This is a genomic window from Collinsella sp. LCP19S3_D3 (assembly GCF_052121455.1).
Lineage (GTDB): Bacteria > Actinomycetota > Coriobacteriia > Coriobacteriales > Coriobacteriaceae > Collinsella.
Map to the genome: position 1 here is coordinate 84,293 of NZ_JBQKEF010000003.1, position 21,228 is coordinate 105,520.

Below are 21,228 nucleotides of genomic sequence, written 5' to 3' on the forward strand. Positions count from 1 at the left end.
CATTCTGTGGACCGAAACCTGAAGGGAGCGCGCGTGCGCGTACTCAAACGAGCCCTAGCAATCGTGTACCTTGCCGCCGCCATCGTGGCGCTGGGCACGCTTGTCTGCCAGTTCTGGGGACCGTATACGTATCGCTTTATGCTGCTGTTGCGTGACACCATGCCTCGCGTCGTCGTCACGGTGTGCGCCGCCATCGTGGCACTTGGCGTGCTCATCGGGTTTTTCCGCCTGATGTTCGCGCGTCGCGAGCCGTCCTGCGTGCATCCGGCGGGGGAGCGCAACATCGAGGTCACCCTCGCAGCGCTTTCCTCGTGCGCTCGCGCTGCGGCAGAGCGCGACGACCGTGTGATGGTCGAGCATGTAGAGGCGCGCGTGCAGGGTTCCGACGAATCGCTCGTTCGTTTTAAGGTCGACGCCATCGCGCTCGATGACCGGGACGTGGCCTCCCTTGCAACCGCGATGCAGCAACGTATCGAGGAGGCCTGCGACACCATGCTCGGCACGCCGGGCACGACCGCGCGCGTCCGTTTTTTGCCGTCCAAGACTACCGTCCAGACCGTGGAGGTTTCCGGTGAGTGATACCAATCAAGACAAGACCGTCCGCACCCCGCGCCTGACGATCGACCAGAACGCTACGCCGGCAGGCGAGTCCGCCGACACCACCCCCGAGGCCGGCGAGCAGCACGACAGCGCCGCCAGCGACTTTGACGAGGCCATGGGTCTCATCAAGGGTACGGGGGCGGCCATCTGGAGCTATGCCGTCCGTCATCCCAACACCACGCTCGGAGCCGTCGCTGGTTTTGTGCTCGCCGTGCTGGTGCTCACGCTCGGCCTGTGGGACACACTCGTCATCGCATTCTTTGTGCTGATCGGCGCCGTGATTGGCCAGATCCGTGACGGCGAGAACGGAATCGTCAACTTCTTCGGCCGTCTGTTTAGCGGCCGCTAGTATGTATTCGACCGCCGCGTGTGCGGTGGGCATAAGGAGGAACCATGGCTTTTAACACGAAGGTCGATGTGGCCGATACCGAGCTCGAGGCAGACGAGACCGTCGCCGCCGAGGCTGAGGACGTAACGCTCGAGGACGGGGCACTCGTCGAGGCCGAGCCCGCCGACGATGCGGACGAGGATGATGAGGAAGCGGACGAGTCCGAGGATTCGCTGACCTATTCCAACGGTGTGATCGAGAAGATCGTCGCCATGGCCACCCGCGAGGTGCCGCACGTCCTGGGCATGAAGGGCAACCTTATGCACTTTGTGCAGGAGCAGTTTGGTGCCGAGAACCTGACCAAGGGCGTGACGGTCGAGGTCACCGATGACAACCGCGTGGTCGTCAACATTTCCGTCATTATCGAGTACGGCGCCTACGCACCCGCGATTTTCGACGACGTTAAGGCGCGCGTGACCGAGCGTCTGGCCGCGATGACCGGCCTTGAGGTGGCAGGCGTCAACCTGCGCATCGAGGATGTCATCACCCCCGAGGAGTACGAGCATCGCACCAGCCAGCACGAGTAACCTACCAAATAGGGACAGGTTTGTTTCGATAGGTTTTACCTGCGAAAACGCTAAACGGTCGACCGCGCAAGCAAAAGTGCGGTCGACCGTTTTCTATATGCCCTCGATGTAGTCATTCCACTCGTCTAACTTAGGGTTGCAATCTTCGCGTTCCGCGTTACCCTAATGGGCGCATTGTTTCCAAATTGTTAACGAGGGGTTGCCGTAATGGCCGACGAGCACGAAACAGAAAGCAAGGCATGGGCGATTGAGGCCGCTGCGGCAGAGGCGGCATCGCGTGCCGCCGAGGAGGTGCATCGTCCTCCCGTGGTGCCGATGGAGCGCGTGGTCGATCGCGCCGATATCGAGCGCGGCGAGCGTGCCGGCCGCAAGCGCAGCCAGGAGCCGGGCTTCCCGCGCTTTTTCGCCGAGCTCAATCTGGGCCTGATCCTCACGGCGTTCGCCATCGTTGCGTTTAAAACCCCCAATCACTTTGCCTTCGGCGGAACCTCGGGCGTGTCGGTCATTCTTTCCACGCTGTTCCCGACTCTGCCCGTCGGCGTCTTTATGTGGATCATCAATGCGGTTCTCGTCGTCTTGGGCTTTATCTTTTTGGAGCGCAAGGCAATCCTTTGGAGCGTTTTTGCCTCGTTTGCGCTTTCGGCCTACGTCTCGCTGTTTGAGCTCTTCATTCCGACGGATGTTTCGATGACGGGCGATATGTGGCTCGACCTGTGTTTTGCCGTGATTTTGCCGGCGCTCGGCAGTGCCATTGTCTTTGATATTGGCGCCTCGACGGGCGGCACCGATATCCTTGCCATGATCCTCAAGCGTCGCACGACGCTCGAGATCGGACGCGCCTTGCTACTGGTCGATATCGGCATCGTGACCATCGCGGCCTTTTTGTACGGTCCGCGCGTTGGCCTGTACTGCGTGCTCGGCCTGTTTGCCAAGACGCTTGTGGTCGACAAGGCCATCGAGAGCATTCACTTGCGCAAGGTCTGTACGATTATTTGCGCAGAGCCACGCAAAGTCGAGGAGTTTATCGTCAAGCATCTCAACCGCACGGCAACGATCAGCCGCGGCTACGGCGCCTTCTCGGGCAATTGCGTGACGGTGATCATGAGCGTGCTGAGCCGTCGCGAAGCAGTGCAACTGCGCCGCTATACCCGCGATATCGATCCAGATGCGTTTATCACGATCGTTGACAGCTCCGAGATCGTGGGCAAGGGCTTCCGCGGCACGAACTAGCGCGGATATACCCTTCGAACCATTGAATAAAGCCGCCTACGTTTCAAATCGGTCATCTTGGGGTATTTGTCCCCACATTGCGCGATAATGTTGCCAAAGACGTCGTTTGCGATCCAGGTGATTCGCTCTAGATACGAAGGGATGATTTCGATGTTCTGTTCGCAGTGTGGCGCCCCCATGGGCGATAACGACAAGTTCTGCGGCGTGTGCGGTGCCCCTAATACCGAGGTCAAGGCCGCCGGCCCCGCTCCCCAGGGACAGTCTCAGCCCCAGCAGTTTGTTCCGCAACCGCCCGTGGCGAATGCGCCAAAGGGCTGTGTGGCTCAGGCGTTCCAAGACATGACCAAGACTCCGGGCGTGCTGCAGCGCGTGTGCCAGATTGCTTTTTTGCCGGCGCTTATCTGTGTCGTGTCGGTGCTCGTGCTGTTCATTCCCGTTATCGGCGGTATTGCAGCTGCCATCGGCTTTTTGGCCGCCTGCGTGGCGAGTGTGTGCGGTTCGGGCTTTGGCATCGAGTGGGGTCGCGACCTGTCGCTTAAGATCGATGACGGCATGGATCGTCCGTTGATGCGTTCCACATCGTTTGGCCTCGGGGTCTTTTCGAGCGTTATTTCGGTCGTGCTCGAGATTATCGCTGCCATTCCCGTTATTGGTGTAGTGCTTTCGCTGGTGGAGAGCGTGGTAATTGGCGCGGCGGGCTCGTATTCGTATTACGGCTCTTCTGCGCTCGAGACTGCGCTGTTTGGCTCGCTTGGCCTGCTTGTCCTGGCTATGATTGCCACGGCGGTCCTGGGAGTCTTCTTTAAGATGTTCGCCGATATCGCCGTGATGCACTTTGCGGTGACCGGTCGCGTCGAGAGCGCGTTTTCGCTCGACAAGGTCTGGGCGGCCTTTAAGAACAATAAGACCAAGCTGTTTTGCGCTTCATTCCTTCCCGAGTTTTTGACGGGCCTGGTCGCCAACGTTGTCACATGGATCTTGACGGCGGTCTTTGGCGCCATTGCCTCTGTCGGTATGTATAGCTACTACTATCGTCCTACGGGTATTGAGGCAATTGTTACCGGCGGTGGCATCTCACTCGTGCTGTTCCTGGTGCTGATCGCTTTCGTCACCGTATTTCTAACGGTCTTTGGAAAGATGCTCAAGCACCGTGCCGTTGGCTATTGGGTCGCACGTTATGCAAGCGAGTGGGCCGACGAGGATAAGGACGACGTCCTGACTTTTGTATTGCCCTTCGAGAAGAAGTCCGCTCCTTCGGGTTACAGCGCTCCGGATGTCGCGCCTGAGCCCGAGCCTGAGTCTGTCCCGGGATCTGCGCCGGAGTCCGAGCCCACGACGGAGCCCGCGCCCACGACGGAGCCCGCGTCCACGACGGAGCCCGAGCCAAGCTCCGACGAGGACCCGCAAGACGAGTAACCCTGTCACCTGCCATTTGGGGACGGGGTAGAAATGGTAGAAATAGTGCTTGACGAATGAGCGGGGGCGGACGTGTCGAAACGTCCGCCCCCGCTTTGACATCGCGATGTGGCTACGGCTGCGAGATGGTCGCGATTCGACTACTCGTTGTGCTTCTCTTCGTGACGAGCGGCGGTGCGAGCTTCGTGGATGCCCTTGATGGCGGCATGGCGGGCGGTGCGGGCGTCGTGCATGGCGTCGCGGGCCTCGGCGGCCGTTGCCTTGGCAGAGCGTAGCTTGGCTGCCAGATCGGGATTGGTCTCGGCAACCGCGGCGATAGCGGGGCCGTCGAGCTCCTCTTGCGTGGGCTCGGCCAAAAAGTCGATGGCATACTGAGCGGCTACCATGGAGCCCTTGGCGAGCACGCTCTCGTCGATCTTATAGAAGCAGGAGTGCTGGGCGTACGTGGCGCCGATCTGGGGATTGCGCGTGCCCACAAAGGCAAGCACACCCGGTACACGGCGCAGGTACTCCGAAAAATCCTCGCCCGAAAGCGTGCCGCGATAATGGCCTTCGCCGGCTGCACCCAGACACTTGACCACGGCCTGACGACAACGCTCACTCGAGGCGACGTCGTTTTCGACCTTGTAGTTGGCGATGGTGTAGTCGGTAAGTTCAGCCTCGGCGCCCAGGGCCGCCGCAGTGTGCTCTACGATGCGGCGCATGAGCTCGGGCATTTCCTCGTGCGTCGAATCGCCATAGGTGCGCACCGTGCCGGCGAGGTAGGCGGTACCGGCGATAACGTTGCGCGCGGTGCCGCCGTGCAGCTCGCCGACGGTAATGACGGCCGGCTCGTAGGGGCTGATCTCGCGCGAAACGATGGTCTGCAGGGCGTTGACGATCTCGGCCGCCACCATGACGGCGTCGTGGCCGCGCTGGGGCATGGCGCCGTGGCACGAGGTGCCGCGGACATCAATGCGGAACCAGTCGGTATTGGCCATGCGCGGACCGGGCTCGCAGCTTACGGTGCCGGCGTCGACCTCACTCCAGATGTGTGCGGCGTAGGCGCCATCGACGCCGTCGAGCACACCCGTGCCGATCATGAGTTTGGCACCTTGGCCGTTTTCCTCACTGGGTTGGAAGACGATGCGGACCTCGCCGTGGATGTCGTCGGTCATATGGCGCAGGATCTGCAGCGTGCCGAGCATCATGGCAATGTGGCAGTCGTGGCCGCAGGCGTGCATGCAGCCCTCGTTGACGCTGGCGAACTCCTCGCCGGTCTGCTCGGTGACGGGTAGGGCGTCGATATCCGCGCGCAGCAGGATGCGGCGGCGCGGCGTGCCGTCCTCGCGGTAGGCGTCGGGTGCGGTGCCGCGAAGGGTCGCCACCAGGCCTGTCTTAAGCGGGCGCTCGTAGGGGATATTCATGGCGTCGAGCTGGTTGGCGATGTCAGAAGTCGTGCGCTCTTCGGCGAGGCTCAGCTCCGGGTGCTTATGGAAGTGCCGGCGCTGCTTGATGATGTAGGGCTCAAACTCGGCGGCGATATCTTGGATGGCTGCGGTGACGTCATCAGCCGCGCGGGCCTCGGTCGCTGCCATAATCTGCTGTGCCTTGGTCTTCGTCATGGTCGATTTGCTCCTTGCTGGTTTATCGCAAAATCGTACAGGCTCTTTCCAGTATGCCACCTGCCACTTGGGGACGGGGCAGAAATGGTAGAAATGGATACCTCCGTAACCTTGACAGGTCCAAATTGCTTATGCACGCAGCCTTGGATGCGGCTGTCAAGCTTGAAATCTACCATTTCTACCCCGTCCCCAAGTGGCAGGCGGGGCCGTTGGGGTTGGGAAAGGTGCCGTTTACCGCTTGACGTTTTGCAGCTGTGGCGGTGGAGTACACTCGGGGGCGTTGAATTTCCTGCCAGAGATGGGGATGCCCATGCAACATATCGATCGGATTATCCGCTCTAAGAACGTCTTTACCTCGCAAGACGGCATCGATACCGCCCGTGAGCTGGCGATTGCCATCGCAGGCGACCGTATCGTCGCAGTCGGCAAGCCCGATGACGTGATCGCCGCCGCGCCTGCCGCCACGCCGGTTATCGACTACGGCGAGCAGTTTGTCTGCCCCGGTTTCCATGACGCTCATCTGCACTTCTTTCATACCTCGGTCGGTTCCTCGCCGTATATGCTCATGGATGGGGGCACGTCCGAGGTGGCGCTGGTACAGCACGTGCTCGAGTTTTCCCAGGATCTGCCCGACGACGCTTGGGTTGTGACGCAGGGCTGGCGCGACTACCGTTGGGACCCGCCCGAGCATCCTACCAAGGCGTCGCTCGATGCGGTATTTCCCGATCGTCCCTGCGTTATGTACTCGGGCGACGGCCACACGCTGTGGCTCAACAGTCGCGCTCTCGAGGCGCTCGGCGTCACGCGCGATAGCGAGCCGCCAGCGGGCGGCAGCTACGACAAGGACGCAAACGGTGAGCTCACGGGCATTGCTCACGAGGCGGCCGCCATGCAGCTGTTGCCGCGCTGCCTAGAGTGGCTGGGCGAAGATCGCATCGCAAGCGCTTACGCCGATCAAATGAGGCGCATGGCCGAGCAGGGCATCACCTCGATCTGCGACATGTCGCTCATGCCCATGCCGGGCTGCGATTTTATCCGCGACGACGTCTACGACAAACTGCAGACAGCCGGCAAGCTGGGCATTCGTGCCCATCTGTTCCCCACGCTGCTGGATGACCAGTCGCGTCTAGAAGAGCTGCAGGCACGTTACGCGAACAACGCACTGCTTTCGGCCCCGGGCTTTAAGCAGTTCTTTGACGGCGTGTCGAGCGAACATACGGCATATCTCACCGAGCCCTATACCAATCCGCGCTTCCCGGGCGATCAAGGCCGTCTGACGGTTTCCGCCGAGCGCATGCGCAAGCTGGTTCTGGCGGCTGCGGAGCGCGGCCGCGCCGTGCGCATCCACGTTATCGGCGACGGTGCGATTCATGCCGCGCTGGATATCTTCGAGGAAGCCGCCGGTCTGTACGGCCTGCCCCAGCACGGCCACAACACGCTCGAGCACCTGGAGAACCTCCTGCCCGAGGACATTGACCGCCTGCGCAAGCTCAACGTGATCGCCTCGAGCCAGCCCTGCCACATTACGCTCGACCCGGGTGGACCGGAGCGCGATTTGGGCTTGGAGCGCAGCCGCATCATGTGGCCGTTCGCAACCTATAAGCAGCGCGGCATTCGCCAAGCCTTCGGTACCGACAGCCCCATCACGCCCGTCACCAGCATGGACGTGCTCTACACGGCTATCACGCGCCAGGACCCCAAAAGCCACTGGCCCGAGGGCGGCTGGTTGCCGAGCGAGCGCATCGACGCGGCAACGGCTTTGCGCAACTACACCTTGGGCAGCGCCTATGCAGCAGGCGACGAGCAAAACCTCGGCAGCTTGGAGCCCGGCAAGTATGCTGACCTGGTGGTCTTGGATCAAAACCCGCTCACCGTTGACCCCCAAGAGCTGCAAGCCACCAACGTTCAGGCCACCTACCTGGCAGGTAACGTAATCTACGAGCGCTGATGCTCATGCCGTGTCGTTAAACGCGGCCCGGGCGACTTATTTTGGGATGGCGCTCGAGCCACGTCTGCATATCGGTGGGGACTCGTTATGAGCGTCCCTGCTCTGCCGGATTTGTGCGTGGGGTGGAGGCGCTGCTGCCCCGCGCGTTCAAATTGGACATTTGCAATGCTGCCTCATGGTGTTTGCATACTTCCCATTACAGATTGCATAAAAAGGTTGGGATGTTCTTTCTGGCCCTGATGTACCCCCGCCTGGGCCGTGCAAAAAACGGAGTATTCAGCACTGCGAGCTCTGCCGGCGCCGTTGCGGTCGGGTAATGTCATGGGGATTGACGTCATTTTGGCGTCCGGGCAGGCACGAGGCATGCCTTTATGCCCTGATGGGGTCTACCTGCCGACCCAAATCGCCGGTCGAAGGCGTCCTTGGGACCAATAAGATGTGTCTGGCGCGTATACAGCCATCCTGGTCTGCTGAATACTCCCAAAAATGCACGGCGCTCCCCAGGGGACCCGTGCGTGCAGCGAAAGCCATGCCCATGTTCCTATCCGCATCGCCATTTTGCTGCACTGACGTTTCTGAATGCCGCGCCCGAACTAGTTAACTTGGCTCCCGTGTGGCGCCGGAGGGGCGGGATATAAGGTTTATCGCGAGTTCCACACGAGCCGAAGGCCACGTAATGTGGCCTTCGTGCGAGCAGGACTGCCCGAGCAGGAAACCTTATGCCCCGCCCCTCCGGCGCCACACGGGAGCTGCGCACAAGTTATCCCCCTGGCATTCAGAAAATCTAAGTGCCAAAAAATAAGATTTTTTGACTCTGTGTTGTATAACCCGCCATTCGTGGGTACCATTCAACGCGTACGCAAACAAATAGGGTTAATTCGCGTGGCATAACCACGCGGCCCAAAAAGGAGGAGACAAGCATGTCGTCTTTGAAACCGCTTGCAGATCGTGTTCTGGTCAAGCCCGACGAGGCCGAGCAGAAGACCGCTTCTGGTCTGTATATCGCCAGCAACGCTCAGGAGAAGCCGCAGCGCGGCACCATCGTTGCCGTTGGCGCTGGCAAGGTCAACGACAAGGGTGAGCGCATCCCCATGGACGTCAAGGAAGGCGACGTTGTCATCTACGGCAAGTTCGGTGGCAACGAGGTCAAGGTCGACGGCGAGAAGTATCTGCTGATGCGCGCCGACGACATCTACGCCGTCGTCGAGGCCTAGTCTCATCAGGCTCTCTGATTCGTCTTTGAACGCGGTCGCCGCATAGGACTCGGAAGCGGCGACGTGAGTCACATTTCTTTTGGAGGATTACCTACCATGGCAAAGAACATTACGTTCAATACCGATGCCCGCGCTAAGCTCGCCAAGGGCGTCAACACTCTGGCCGATGCCGTTACCGTCACCATGGGCCCCAAGGGCCGCTATGTCGCCCTGCAGCGCACGTTCGGTGCCCCGACCATCACCAACGACGGCGTTTCCGTCGCCAAGGAGATCGAGCTCGAGGACAACATCGAGAACATGGGCGCCCAGCTGGTGAAGGAGGTCGCCACCAAGACCAACGACACCGTGGGTGACGGCACCACCACCGCAACCCTGCTCGCTCAGGCCATCGTTAACGACGGCCTGCGCAACGTCGCCGCTGGCGCCAACCCGCTGGCCATCCGTCGCGGCATCGACAAGGCCGTTAACGCCGCCGTCGCCGAGATGAAGAAGCAGGCCAAGCCGGTCGAGACCAAGGAGCAGATTGCTTCCGTCGGTACCATCTCCGCCGGTGACCCCGAGGTCGGCGAGAAGATCGCCGAGGCCATGGAAGTCGTGGGCAAGGACGGCGTCATCACCGTCGAGGATTCCCAGACGTTCGACATCACCATCGACACCGTCGAGGGCATGCAGTTCGATAAGGGCTACGTCTCCGCTTACTTCGTCACGGACAACGACCGCATGGAGGCCGTGATGAAGGATCCGTACATCCTCATCACCGACCAGAAGATCTCCAGCGTCCAGGACATCATGCCTGTTCTCGAGGCTGTCCAGCGCGCTGGCCGTGGCCTGCTCATCATCGCTGAGGACATCGACGGCGAGGCTCTGCCCACCCTCGTCCTCAACAAGATCCGCGGCGCCCTCAACGTCTGCGCCGTCAAGGCTCCGGGCTACGGCGATCGCCGCAAGCGCATTCTCGAGGACATCGCCGTCCTCACCGGTGGTCAGGCTGCTCTGGACGAGCTGGGCGTGAAGGTCGCTGACATCACCGCCGATATGCTCGGTACCGCTAAGTCCGTCACCATCTCCAAGGACAACACCGTCATCGTCGGCGGCGCTGGCTCCAAGGAGGCCATCGACGCCCGTATTGCTCAGATCAAGGGCGAGATGGAGAACACCACCTCTGACTTCGACCGCGAGAAGCTCCAGGAGCGCCTGGCCAAGCTCTCCGGTGGCGTTGCCGTCATCAAGGTCGGCGCTGCCACCGAGTCCGAGCTCAAGGAGATCAAGCACCGCGTCGAGGACGCCCTGCAGGCAACCCGCGCTGCTGTCGAGGAGGGCATTGTCGCTGGCGGCGGCGTCGCCTTCATGGACGCTGTGCCTGCGCTCGATGCAGTCGAGATCGACGACCCCGAGGAGAAGATCGGCGTCGACATCGTCAAGAAGGCTCTGACCGCTCCGGTCGCAACCATTGCCAAGAACGCTGGCTTTGAGGGCGCTGTCGTGGTCGACAAGGTCGCCGAGCTGCCCGCTGGCCAGGGTCTCAACTCTGCCAGCGGCGAGTGGGGCGACATGATTGAGATGGGCGTCCTCGACCCCGTCAAGGTCAGCCGCGTCACCCTGCAGAACGCTGCTTCTGTCGCCAGCCTGATCCTCATCACCGAGGCCACGGTTTCCGATGTGCCCAAGAACACTCAGCTTGAGGATGCTATCGCTGCTGCTACCGCTGGTCAGCAGGGCGGCGGTATGTACTAAGGCCGACAAGGTCTAGAACTCCCACCGGGAATCCCGGGGGCGTGACGGGGTTTCTCTCCGGAACGTCCTCGGACATGCAAAGAGGCTCCGCATCGCGCTTCGCGCTGCGGAGCCTCTTTGCGTCCTGCGGAATGTTCCGGAGAGAAACCCCGTCACGCCCCCCGGATCCCCTGCGTTTACGGCCTTGAAGTCGGCTCGCGGAGAAGGACGTGGTTGTTGGGGATACGTATCCCGGACGCTGTTTCGCGCTTTGCGCGAAAAGCGCGTTACTTTGGGGAGGGTGGGGAACGTGGTTGTTGCGGCAACTGAACCCCACCATAAATTACCCTTGGCATACTTGCGCGAAAGCCTGCTCGTGCTAGACTTGGAATTGCTGTTTCAGGGCGGGGTGAAATTCCCCACTGGCGGTAAATCGGACGGTGCCAGAGGGGCGCCGTGGCGCAGGCGAGGTGCCTGCGTCCGAGCCGATGAGTCCGCGACCCGTGCGTGCGTTGGTTCGCATGCCGGCTGAACTGGTGAGACCCCAGTACCAACGGTTAGAGTCCGGATGAAAGAGGCAGGTGATCTTATGTCTGAACAGTCGCAGCATATCCATTTTGAGAACACGAATAGGTGGAGCACCAAACAGCTCGTTACCATGGCGCTGATGTGCGCCTTGGGCGCCCTGTTTATGTACGTGCAGCTGCCCATCCTTCCTTCGGCGCCGTTTTTGACCTACGACCCGTCGCTGGTGCCGGCGATGGTGTGCGGGTTTGCGTATGGTCCCGGCGCCGGTACTGCTGTTGCCGCTATGGCTATCGTTATTCACGCGCTCACCACGGGTGACTGGGTCGGTGCGCTTATGAACCTGGTTGCCACGCTGGGCTACATTCTGCCCGCGGCTATCGTCTACCAGAAGATGCATACCTATAAGGGTGCCGTGATTGGCCTGGTGTTCGGCGTCATTGCCGCTACGGCACTGTCTATGGTTGCAAACCTTACCATTGGCGTATGGTTCTGGTATGGCTCGGTCGATGCGATCGCTCCGCTCATGGTTCCTGCCGTGCTGCCGTTCAACCTTATCAAGACCGTGTTCAACTCGGTGCTCACGCTTGCAGTGTACAAGGCGGTCTCCAACCTCATCACGCCTAAAAAGAACCAGGTCAAAGGCCGCGCATGATTGATTGTCGAGGCGTTTCCTTTAGCTATGACGGTGTTACGCCGGCGCTCGACGGTATCGATCTGAACATCGAGGATGGCGAGTTTTTCTGCATCCTCGGCGGCAATGGGTCGGGCAAGTCGACGTTTGCCAAGCATCTGAATGCGCTGCTGCAGCCCGATGCAGGCACGGTGCGTATCAACGGCATGGATGCATCCGATCCCGAGTTGGTCTACGACATTCGTTCGACCGCGGGCATGGTGTTCCAGAATCCCGACGACCAGATTGTGGCGACGCTTGTCGAGGACGATGTTGCGTTTGGTCCCGAGAACTTAGGGGTCGAATCGGCGCAAATTGCGCAGCGCGTACGCGAGGCGCTGAAGGGTGTGGGCCTGGTGGGCTTTGAGCGCCACGAGACCCATGCACTTTCGGGCGGCCAAAAGCAGCGCGTGGCGCTTGCCGGCGTGCTCGCCATGGAACCGCGCGTGCTCATATTGGACGAGGCTTCCTCGATGCTCGATCCGCGTGGACGTAAGGGCCTCATGAAGGTTTGCCGCGCGTTGCACGATCGCGGCATGACCATCGTGATGATTACGCACTTTATGGAAGAGGCCGCCGAGGCCGATCGTGTCGCGGTGTTTCGGGCGGGGCGCGTTGCCATGCTCGGTGCGCCCGAGGAAATCTTGACGCGGGCGGACGAACTTGCCCAGCTCAACCTGGATATGCCGGCGTCGTGCTGTCTAGGTAGGGCACTCCGCGCGAAGGGCGTACCCGTTTGCGCGCAGGTGCGTGAGGCGGATATGGTCGCCGAGATTGCACAGGTTTATGCTGAGCGGAGCGGGGCGGACGTCGCTGGGCGGCCCTCCGCATCCGATTCTCGTGTGCTTGACCATGCATCCTCTGCGGCCGATGGGATGGTCGCGTCGGAACCCGTCATCGAGATTTCGCACCTCTCGCATAGTTGGTCGCTGAGCGCCCGCGAGCGCCGCCGATGGCGCAAGCGCTCGACCACTGTGGGCGCATCGGGCAAACAGGCTCTTTGGGGCAACGATCCAAACAGCCCCTGGGCGCTACGTGATGTTTCGCTGACGGTGCGTCGCGGCGAGTTTCTGGGCCTGGCGGGTCATACCGGCTCGGGTAAATCAACGCTGGTTCAGCATCTCAACGGGCTGATTCGTCCACAGGAGGGGAGCGTTTGCGCACTGGGGCTCGACCTATCAAGCAAGAAAGGCGCCGCCGCGGTTAAGGCCAAGGTCGGCGTGGTGTTTCAGTATCCCGAGCGCCAGCTATTTGCCGAGACCGTGGCGCAGGACGTGGCGTTTGGCCCGCGCAACCTTGGCCTGCCGCAAGACGAGGTTGTTCGCCGTGTCGCAACATCGCTTGCGCGCGTGGGCCTCGACCTTGCCGCGATAGGCGACAAGAGCCCCTTTGAGCTTTCGGGCGGTCAGCAGCGCCGCGTGGCGTTTGCCGGCGTGCTCGCCATGGAGCCCGAGGTCCTGGTGCTCGACGAGCCCATCGCGGGGCTCGATCCGGCTGCGCGCAGGGATTTCCTGGCGCTCATCGATCGGCTCCATCGTGAGGGCCTGACCGTTGTCATGGTTTCGCACAGCATGGATGACCTGGCAAATTGTTGTGACCGTATCGTTGTGATGAACGAGGGCGCGGTGTTTGCCGATGGAACGCCCGCACAGGTTTTTGCGCACGCGAACGAGCTCAAATCGATCGGTTTGGGCGTTCCCGCTGCGCAGCGCATGGCATTGTCGCTCGTGCAAGCCGGTGTGCCGCTCCGCTGCGACAAGCTTTATACGGTTGAGGCGCTGGCCGACGAGTTGGCCGGCATGCTGCTAGGCTGCGCGGACGGACCTTTGAGGGCGTCGCGTCAGGCTGGTTCAAAGATGGCCACGCAAGAGGAGGGCTGCTAATGGAGGCATTCTCATTTGGCAGCTACTATCCGGGGGAAAGCGCGCTGCATCGCCTGGATCCGCGCACTAAGTTGCTCCTAGGTTTCGCATTTCTGATCACTGCGCTCACCGTCGGCAGCTTCCGCGGGCTGGTTCCGATCGCAATTTTTGTCGTGCTGGTCTATGTCGCGGCCCGGGTTCCGTTGCGTCGGGTCCTATCGTCGATGGCACCACTGCTGGCGATTGTCGTGGTGGTCGCGGTGCTCAACCTGTTTTCCGATCAGAGTGGCCGCATTCTGTGGCAGTTTGGCTTTTTGCAGGTGAGCGAGGGCTCGCTGCGTTCTGCGACGTTTATGGCGTGCCGCCTGACGATGATGATGGCCGGCATGAGCGCCATTACGCTCACCACGCCGACGCTCGACCTCACCGCGGGTTTTGAGCGCCTGCTCGCACCATTCGCGCGCGTGGGGCTTCCGGCGCACGAGCTCGGCATGATTATGGGTATCGCACTGCGGTTTATGCCACAATTTGCCACCGAGATGAAACAGACGGCCGATGCACAGGCAAGCCGTGGCGCGCGCGTGACGGGCGGTCCGCTCGGTGGCGTGCGCATGCTCGGCAGTGTGGCGATTCCGCTGTTTACTGGCGTGTTCCGTCATGCCGAGACGCTTTCGGCCGCCATGGATGCGCGCTGCTATCACGGCGAGCGGGGACGCACGCGTCTGCATGCGCTTACGTTTGGCCGCGGGGATGCACTGGCCGCGGTGGCGATGGCGCTGCTGGTGGCATGCGTTGTCGTTATCAATCTTCAACTCGTCTAAGCTCGATTCGAGCGCAAGAAAGGGGTCTCTATGACCGACATCGATCGCACGGCTCAGCTCGAGCGCGTCTGCTCGTATCTCAGACGCATTCCGGCGTGGTATCTTGCCACGACCGATGCAAACGACGGGCATCAGCCCCGCGTGAGGCCGTTTTCGTTTGCCATGGTCGATAACGACAAGCTGTGGTTTTGCACGTCGCGCGACAAGGACGTGTGGGCGGAGTTGAGCAAGAATCCCAAGTTTGAGGTATCGGGCTGGAAGCCGGGGGAGTGCTGGATCGTGTTAACTGGCGAGGCCGCACTCGAGGACGATGCATTCGTGAGTGACAAGGTGCGCCAGACGGGCTTTAAGCACATGGTGGGCATTGGCGAGCAACACGATAGTGCCAACGATGGCCGCCTTGCGTTCTTCTCGGTCCGCAACATCGCCGCGCGGTTCTGCGATATCGACGGCAGCGAAGAGCTCCTCGAGCTTTAATTTCCCAAATTAGCTGCCCATTCCAAAAAGACTGGTCAGATGACAGGAGGAAACGTGGACGGATTGAATACGGTGCTGGAGTATCTGACGTCGGTGCCGGCGTGGTACCTAGCGACGAGCATGGACGGGCAGCCGCATGTGCGTCCGTTCTCGTTTGCGCAGATTCAGGACGGCAAACTGTGGTTTGTAACGGCGCGCACCAAAGATGTGTGGCAAGAGCTGCTGCAAAACCAGCGCTTTGAGGCCACGAGTTGGTGGCCGGGCCATGGTTGGTTGATCCTGCGCGGACGTGCGGGTCTGGACGACCGGGCTTCGGATGAAATGCGCGAGGCCGGGTGGAAGCATCTTGAGCGCTTGAGCGAGCACTATGAGGGGCCTAACGATCCCACGCTTGTCTTCTTTAGCGTCGAGGACCCCGAGGCTTTTATCTGCAATCACGACGAATGGGTTCCGGTCGAGCTCTAGGCTGCTCTGGGCGACCCTTAAGTTTGGTATTCCGTATAAGGTGGGCTCCGCATTGGCCAGCAGTATGATGCGCTGCGGCTAATGCAGAGCTCGCTTATTTTTTGTCAATTCTTTCAAGCGAATGTGTCGGGTATGTTTCAATGCATGAAGACACAAATTATTTGCGTAAATATGCATTCTCGGGTGCTAAAGTTTCAACCTACCTCATAACGACGGCTGCGGAATGCGCAACGACGCATAAGACCGCAGACAAGGAGTCCGATATGTCTTTAAAGGTTGGAATCGTCGGCGCGGCTGGATATGCCGGCGCCGAGCTTATTCGCCTCGTGCTCGGCCATCCCGAGTTTGAACTTGTTGCCATTACGTCCAACGCCGATGCCGGCCAGCTGCTGTCCGCGGTGTATCCGAGCTTTGCTGGCGTGAGCGATCTGGTTTTCACCACGCATGACGCCCCTGAACTCAAGAGCTGCGATGCGGTATTTCTCGCCGTGCCGCACACGGCTGCCATGGCACAGGTGCCCGCTCTGCTTGCGTCGGGTGTCTCTTGCTTTGATCTTTCGGCCGATTACCGTCTGAGCGACGCGTCCGTCTTTGAGACATGGTATGCCGCCGAGCACACGAGCCCCGAGTTGCTTAAAACACGTGCCTTCGGTCTGCCCGAGTTGTTCTGCCAGGACTTAGAGACCGCTGCATCCGACCACGCCGACGGCAAGCCCGTACTGGTCGCCTGCGCCGGTTGCTATCCCACCGCAACGAGTCTTGCTGCCGCGCCTGCCGTGCGTGCGGGCTGGGTGGCCCAGAGCGGCCCCGTAGTCGTCGACGCCATCAGTGGCGTGACGGGTGCCGGTAAGTCGTGCAACACCCGCACCCATTTTTGCAGCGCGGACGAGAATCTGGAGGCCTATGGCGTAGGAAAACATCGCCATACGCCAGAAATCGAGCAAATTCTGGGCCTTACCGATCGCGTCGTCTTTACTCCGCACCTGGCACCGCTCAAGCGCGGCCTGCTCTCTACGGTGACGCTGCCGCTCGCAACGCAGGCTCTCGAAGCGCTGACTCTTGAGGATGCCGTCGACCATTACAAGAAGTTCTACGCCGGTCGTACCTTTGTGCGCGTGCTCGATGCCGGCCAGCAGCCCAAGACGGCTTCGGTTGTCGGTACCAATGCCGCCCAGATCGGCCTTGCGCTCAACAAGCGTGCGGGCGTGCTGGTGGCGACGGGCGCCATCGACAATTTGTGCAAGGGCGCTGCGGGCCAGGCGGTCCAGTGCGCCAACATCGTCTTTGGTTTTGACGAGCGACGAGGCTTGCCCACAGTGGCGTGCCCGGTGTAGCACATTCGATTATTAACGATTTGGTAGTCGGGTATCGAGTTTGGCGCCACTTTTAAGCTGGTCTCATGATTGTGGCTGGCATGGCGCACCAACCGATGCCCATTTTTTGTTTGACATAAGGAGTCGTAAAGACGATGAATGCTGAGCAGTTCGATATCAAGATTCGTGCCGTAGAGGGCGGCGTAACGGCGGCAGCCGGCTTTAAGGCGGCGGGCATCCATGCCGGATTCCGCAAGAATCCCGAGCGCCTGGATTACGCGCTCGTTGTGCCCGATAAACCCTGTCCCGGGGCCGGCGTGTTTACGACTAACCGCTTTTGTGCGGCGCCCGTGCAGGTGAGCCGTGCCAACCTGGGCGGTACGGACAAGGGCTATGGCATCATCGCCGGTGTTTCAATCAACTCCGGCAACGCGAACGCCGCCACGGGCGAGACCGGCCTTGCCTGTGCGCGTGAGACGTGCAATATCGCCTCGCAGGTCATTGGCTGTGAACCCCAACAGATTTTAGTTGCCTCCACGGGCGTGATCGGACAGATTCTGCCGATCGACACGTTTGAGACGGCAATTCCGTCCGCCTACGAGGCACTCTCTGCCCATGGCGGCGCCGATGCAGCCCGTGCCATCATGACGACCGATACGCATTCCAAGGAGTATGCCGTTCGCTACAGCAGCGAGGCCGCGGGGCACGCAGGCAATACCTATACGGTGGGCGGCATGTGCAAGGGATCGGGCATGATCATGCCCAATATGGCCACCATGATCGCGGTCATTACTACCGATGCCCCCGTCGAGTCGGCGGCGCTCCACACCCTACTGCTCTCGACCGTTACACAGACCTTTAATAAAGTGACGGTCGATTCCGATACCTCGACCAACGACACCTGTATCATGCTGGCTTCTGGCGCTGCCGCCGCGGATGCCGAGGCCATCGTCGAGGGCACTGACGCCTTTGACGAGCTGGCCTTTGCCGTGCACGAGGTGTGCGAGAGCCTGGCGCGTAACATCGCGGCCGATGGCGAGGGCGCGTCAAAGCTCGTGACGGTTAACGTCACCGGCGCCGCCAACGACGAGGAAGCCGATATCGCCGCCCGTGCCGTCGCCAATTCGCCGCTCGTCAAGACCTGCATCGCTGGCCACGACTGCAATTGGGGTCGCGTTGCCATGGCGCTCGGCAAGTGCGGCGTAAAGTTTAATCAGGAAGACGTTTCCATCGACATGATGGGCATGCCCGTCTGCCGCGATGGCCTGACTGTTCCTTTTGACGAGGACGAGGCCCTGCGACGTTTTGAGGCGCCCGAGATCGTGATTTCGGCCGACCTGGGCGCAGGCGACGCGGCAACGACCGTGTGGACCTGTGACCTCACGCACGAGTACATCTCAATCAATGGTGACTACCGCTCCTAGACTCCAGGCACGCTGCGCATCTCGCCGCGATTGCGGGCAGCGGAGCACAGCGCGATAACGATACGAAAGACGAGGCAGATTATGAAATTCGCACGCGATTGTCGTTCGAGCGAATCCAACGAAGCAACTGCGCAGCTGCTGTTCGAAGCGCTGCCGTGGATTAAAAACCTGACCGGCAAGACGGTCGTTATCAAGTATGGCGGGGCCGCCATGGTAGACGAGCAACTACGTCGCGACGTGATGAGCGACATCGTTTTGCTCAAGATTATCGGCATGCGCCCCGTCATCGTGCATGGCGGTGGTAAAGCCATCAACGAGGCGCTGAGCCATTACGATATGCCCGTCGAGTTTAAGAACGGTCAGCGCGTGACCACGCCGGCGACCATGGATATCGTGCGCGAGGTGCTGGGCGGCAAGGTTAACCAAGAGCTGGTGGCGGCAATCAACCACCACGGTAACTTGGCCGTGGGCGTATCGGGCAGCGACGCCGGCACGCTCATCGCCGAGCCGCTCGACCCCGAGCTCGGACGCGTGGGCAAAGTGACGCATGTCAACACCGACTACATCGAGAACTTGCTCGATAGCGAGTATATTCCCGTCATCGCTACCGTCGCGGCGGGGGAGGACGGTGGCTTCTTCAATATCAACGCCGACACCGCCGCCGGTGCCGTTGCGGCGGCGCTCCACGCGCACAAGGCAATCTTTTTGACCGACGTCGACGGCCTGTACAAGGACTTTAGCGATAAAGACTCGCTCATCTCCAACCTAACGCTCGACGAGGTTAATGAGATGCTCTACGGTGGCGAGGTCGATAAGGGCATGATTCCCAAACTGCGCGCAGCCGTCGATGCGCTTGTCGGCGGCGTATTTCGCGCTCACATCATTAACGGTACCACGCCGCATTCGCTGCTCCTGGAGCTGCTGACCGATGCCGGCGTCGGCACCGTGATCCACTCTACCGAGACGGCCTACGTATTTGATACGCACCCGCACCCGCTTTCGACCTTTGCGGCGCGCCTGACCGAGAACCTCGACGAGGTCGAGAAGCTCCAGACGGTCTAGCTGGTTAGAAATCGTCACACCGTTACACCCACAGTCCGCGCCACCTGGCGCTTAACGAAAGGCATCTCATGTCACTTGCAGCTCAACAATCGCTCGAATCCCACTACGTTATGCAAACCTTTGGCCGCTCGCCGGTCGAGTTTGTCGAGGGCCACGGCATGAAGCTCACCGGCGACGACGGTCGCGAATATCTCGACTTTCTTGCAGGTATTGGCGTATGCAGCCTAGGCCACGGCAACCCGGCGGTGCTCTCGGCGCTCGAGGCCCAGGCCAAGAAGCTCCTTCATGTCTCCAACTACTTCTACATTGAGCAGCGCGGCCAGGTCGCGGCGTTGCTGTCCAAGCTCGCCAACGACGATGCGGACGGTGCGCGCGTGCTTGCCGACGCGATTGCCGCTGGCGACGAGACCACGGCGGCGGCGCTTGGCGCTCCGGCTGCGGGCGAGCAGGTGTGGGAGACGTTCTTTGCCAATTCCGGTGCCGAGGCCAACGAGGGCTCTATGAAGCTCGCGCGTCTGTATGCCAAACGTGCCGGCAACGGTGGCAACACCATCGTGTGTATGCGCGGCGGATTTCATGGTCGTACGCTCGAGACCATTGCCGCGACCATGCAGGATTGGCTGCAGGACAGTTTCCGCCCGCTGCCGGGTGGCTTTGTGGCATGCACACCCAACGATGTAGATGAACTGCACGCAATCTTTAAGCAGTTGGGAAGCGAGATTTGCGCTGTGATGCTCGAGCCGATCCAGGGCGAAAGCGGTGTGCATCCCATGACCGAGGAGTTTATGGCTGCGGCGCGCGACTTGGCACACGAGGTGGGTGCCGTGCTTATCGCCGACGAGGTCCAGTGTGGTATTTTCCGCTCCGGCAAGCCGTTTGCGTTCCAGACTTATGGTGTGGAGCCCGATATCATGAGTCTTGCCAAGGGCATCGCCGACGGCGTGCCCATGGGTGCCGTGGTGGCAAAGAAGGAAATCGCTGACATCTTTAAGCCCGGCGACCATGGTTCGACCTTCGGCGGCAGCTGCTTGGCCATCGCGGCGTGTGCCGCGACGCTCTCCGCGCTTGTGCGCGGTGACTACGCAGACCATGCCGCCAAGGTGGGTGCCTATATGGAGGCAAGGCTCGCCAAGCTGCCGCATGTTACCGAGGTGCGTGGTCGCGGCCTAATGCTCGGCTGCGATTTGGACGATGCTGCGGGTGATGCGCACGACGTTGTGGCTCGCGCATTGGTGGCTGGTACCGTGATTAACGCTACAGGTGCACATACACTGCGCTTCTTGCCGCCGCTCGTGTGCGAGGAAGCCGATGTGGACAGCCTAATCGAGATCCTGGCGGGTGTTTTAGCTTAGCGCCATCAGACATAGCAGTTTGAAGCGGGTTCCAGACCGTCACGTGCCGTTTGGCGCACGATTGGGCAAACTGGAGCCCGTTTTGCTATCGATTTGCCATGGCTGGGATAGGCCGTGTGCAAAAAAAAGAAAGGCCCCCATCGCTGGGAGCCTTTTCAATCAAGTGGTGGGCGATGAGGGATGTCCGCGTGCGGCTGGCGCCGCCCGCGCCCCGCTCCTCGCGTGCTGCGCTGGAAAACGCTTCGCGTTTCCTCAGCTCCGCACCCTTGCGGGTTCGAATCCCTCTGCACTGGGCCCAAAAAAGAAAGGCCCCCATCGCTGGGAGCCTTTTCAATCAAGTGGTGGGCGATGAGGGATGTCCGCGTGCGGCTGGCGCCGCCCGCTTCCGCTTCGTCGCTCCGCTCCTCGCGTGCTGCGCTGGAAAACGCTTCGCGTTTCCTCAGCTCCGCACCCTTGCGGGTTCGAATCCCATGCACCGGGTGCAAACAAAAACGGTCCCCTTGCGAGGACCGTTTCCAATTCAGTGGTGGGCGATGAGGGATTCGAACCCCCAGCCTTGTGCGTGTAAAGCACCTGCGCTAACCGTTGCGCCAATCGCCCGCGGGAATTGAGTA

General features: G+C 60.9%; 18 protein-coding genes, 1 tRNA gene and 1 riboswitch. Of the genes, 17 read left to right on the forward strand and 2 right to left on the reverse strand.

All coding sequences use genetic code 11. The annotated features are described in order from the left end of the window. Positions 1 to 6: 6 nt before the first annotated feature. The 5 genes from ACTQXM_RS02045 (at position 7) to ACTQXM_RS02065 (ending at position 4,161) form a co-directional block, all read left to right on the forward strand. Positions 7 to 579 (forward strand): hypothetical protein, encoded by a 573-nt coding sequence (locus ACTQXM_RS02045; protein ID WP_441547593.1) that lies wholly within the window; start codon positions 7 to 9, stop codon positions 577 to 579. After that, positions 572 to 949, forward strand: coding sequence for a DUF2273 domain-containing protein (locus ACTQXM_RS02050; protein WP_441536875.1), 378 nt, complete (start codon positions 572 to 574; stop codon positions 947 to 949). The genes ACTQXM_RS02045 and ACTQXM_RS02050 overlap by 8 nt, the downstream gene beginning before the upstream one ends. 44 nt (positions 950 to 993) lie before the next feature. Beyond that, positions 994 to 1,515 (forward strand): Asp23/Gls24 family envelope stress response protein, encoded by a 522-nt coding sequence (locus tag ACTQXM_RS02055; RefSeq protein WP_154514821.1) that lies wholly within the window; start codon positions 994 to 996, stop codon positions 1,513 to 1,515. A gap of 207 nt (positions 1,516 to 1,722) precedes the next feature. Then, a complete protein-coding gene (locus ACTQXM_RS02060; RefSeq protein ID WP_427728028.1) occupies positions 1,723 to 2,745 on the forward strand; it encodes a YitT family protein in 1,023 nt (340 codons plus the stop codon). A gap of 150 nt (positions 2,746 to 2,895) precedes the next feature. Beyond that, positions 2,896 to 4,161 carry a zinc-ribbon domain-containing protein gene (locus tag ACTQXM_RS02065; protein WP_441536874.1) on the forward strand — a complete coding sequence of 422 codons (1,266 nt, stop codon included), beginning with the start codon at positions 2,896 to 2,898 and terminating at the stop codon, positions 4,159 to 4,161. A 140-nt stretch (positions 4,162 to 4,301) separates the two neighbouring features. Here the strand turns inward: ACTQXM_RS02065 and ACTQXM_RS02070 are convergent, their stop codons facing one another. Further along, the gene (locus ACTQXM_RS02070; RefSeq protein WP_441536873.1) at positions 4,302 to 5,765 is read right to left on the reverse strand and encodes a M20 family metallopeptidase; all 1,464 of its coding nucleotides are present in this window, start codon (positions 5,763 to 5,765) and stop codon (positions 4,302 to 4,304) included. Positions 5,766 to 6,069: 304 nt separating this feature from the next. Here ACTQXM_RS02070 and ACTQXM_RS02075 point away from each other — a divergent pair, with 304 nt between their 5' ends. The 12 genes from ACTQXM_RS02075 to ACTQXM_RS02130 all read left to right on the forward strand — a co-directional run bounded on the left by ACTQXM_RS02075 (position 6,070) and on the right by ACTQXM_RS02130 (position 20,614). After that, positions 6,070 to 7,713: an amidohydrolase gene (locus ACTQXM_RS02075; RefSeq protein WP_441536872.1), complete on the forward strand. Its 1,644-nt coding sequence runs from the start codon at positions 6,070 to 6,072 to the stop codon at positions 7,711 to 7,713. Positions 7,714 to 8,633: 920 nt separating this feature from the next. Next, entirely contained in the window at positions 8,634 to 8,927 is a 294-nt protein-coding gene (gene groES, locus ACTQXM_RS02080) for a co-chaperone GroES (protein WP_089572547.1), read from the forward strand. 96 nt (positions 8,928 to 9,023) lie between these two features. Continuing rightward, positions 9,024 to 10,661, forward strand: coding sequence for a chaperonin GroEL (gene groL, locus ACTQXM_RS02085; RefSeq protein ID WP_154514811.1), 1,638 nt, complete (start codon positions 9,024 to 9,026; stop codon positions 10,659 to 10,661). 370 nt (positions 10,662 to 11,031) lie between these two features. After that, a riboswitch (FMN riboswitch) is annotated at positions 11,032 to 11,224 on the forward strand. Between the two features lie 5 nt (positions 11,225 to 11,229). Continuing rightward, positions 11,230 to 11,820 carry an ECF transporter S component gene (locus ACTQXM_RS02090; RefSeq protein ID WP_441054878.1) on the forward strand — a complete coding sequence of 197 codons (591 nt, stop codon included), beginning with the start codon at positions 11,230 to 11,232 and terminating at the stop codon, positions 11,818 to 11,820. Further along, positions 11,817 to 13,721: an energy-coupling factor transporter ATPase gene (locus ACTQXM_RS02095; protein WP_441536871.1), complete on the forward strand. Its 1,905-nt coding sequence runs from the start codon at positions 11,817 to 11,819 to the stop codon at positions 13,719 to 13,721. The genes ACTQXM_RS02090 and ACTQXM_RS02095 overlap by 4 nt, the downstream gene beginning before the upstream one ends. Further along, positions 13,721 to 14,521 carry an energy-coupling factor transporter transmembrane component T family protein gene (locus tag ACTQXM_RS02100; protein WP_441536870.1) on the forward strand — a complete coding sequence of 267 codons (801 nt, stop codon included), beginning with the start codon at positions 13,721 to 13,723 and terminating at the stop codon, positions 14,519 to 14,521. Before ACTQXM_RS02095 ends, ACTQXM_RS02100 begins: the two co-directional genes overlap by 1 nt. A gap of 30 nt (positions 14,522 to 14,551) precedes the next feature. Beyond that, a complete protein-coding gene (locus ACTQXM_RS02105; protein ID WP_154514803.1) occupies positions 14,552 to 14,998 on the forward strand; it encodes a pyridoxamine 5'-phosphate oxidase family protein in 447 nt (148 codons plus the stop codon). 54 nt (positions 14,999 to 15,052) lie between these two features. Next, the gene (locus ACTQXM_RS02110; RefSeq protein ID WP_441067635.1) at positions 15,053 to 15,463 is read left to right on the forward strand and encodes a pyridoxamine 5'-phosphate oxidase family protein; all 411 of its coding nucleotides are present in this window, start codon (positions 15,053 to 15,055) and stop codon (positions 15,461 to 15,463) included. 263 nt (positions 15,464 to 15,726) lie between these two features. Then, entirely contained in the window at positions 15,727 to 16,797 is a 1,071-nt protein-coding gene (gene argC, locus ACTQXM_RS02115) for an N-acetyl-gamma-glutamyl-phosphate reductase (RefSeq protein WP_427795080.1), read from the forward strand. A gap of 134 nt (positions 16,798 to 16,931) precedes the next feature. Next, positions 16,932 to 18,200, forward strand: a complete 1,269-nt coding sequence (gene argJ, locus ACTQXM_RS02120) for a bifunctional glutamate N-acetyltransferase/amino-acid acetyltransferase ArgJ (protein ID WP_441536869.1) — start codon at positions 16,932 to 16,934, stop codon at positions 18,198 to 18,200. A gap of 81 nt (positions 18,201 to 18,281) precedes the next feature. After that, positions 18,282 to 19,262 carry an acetylglutamate kinase gene (gene argB, locus ACTQXM_RS02125; RefSeq protein ID WP_441536868.1) on the forward strand — a complete coding sequence of 327 codons (981 nt, stop codon included), beginning with the start codon at positions 18,282 to 18,284 and terminating at the stop codon, positions 19,260 to 19,262. Positions 19,263 to 19,330: 68 nt separating this feature from the next. Beyond that, a complete protein-coding gene (locus ACTQXM_RS02130) occupies positions 19,331 to 20,614 on the forward strand; it encodes an aminotransferase class III-fold pyridoxal phosphate-dependent enzyme (RefSeq protein ID WP_441536867.1) in 1,284 nt (427 codons plus the stop codon). 524 nt (positions 20,615 to 21,138) lie between these two features. Here ACTQXM_RS02130 and ACTQXM_RS02135 read toward each other — a convergent pair. Continuing rightward, positions 21,139 to 21,214: transfer RNA gene (locus ACTQXM_RS02135), tRNA-Val, on the reverse strand. Positions 21,215 to 21,228 lie beyond the last annotated feature (14 nt).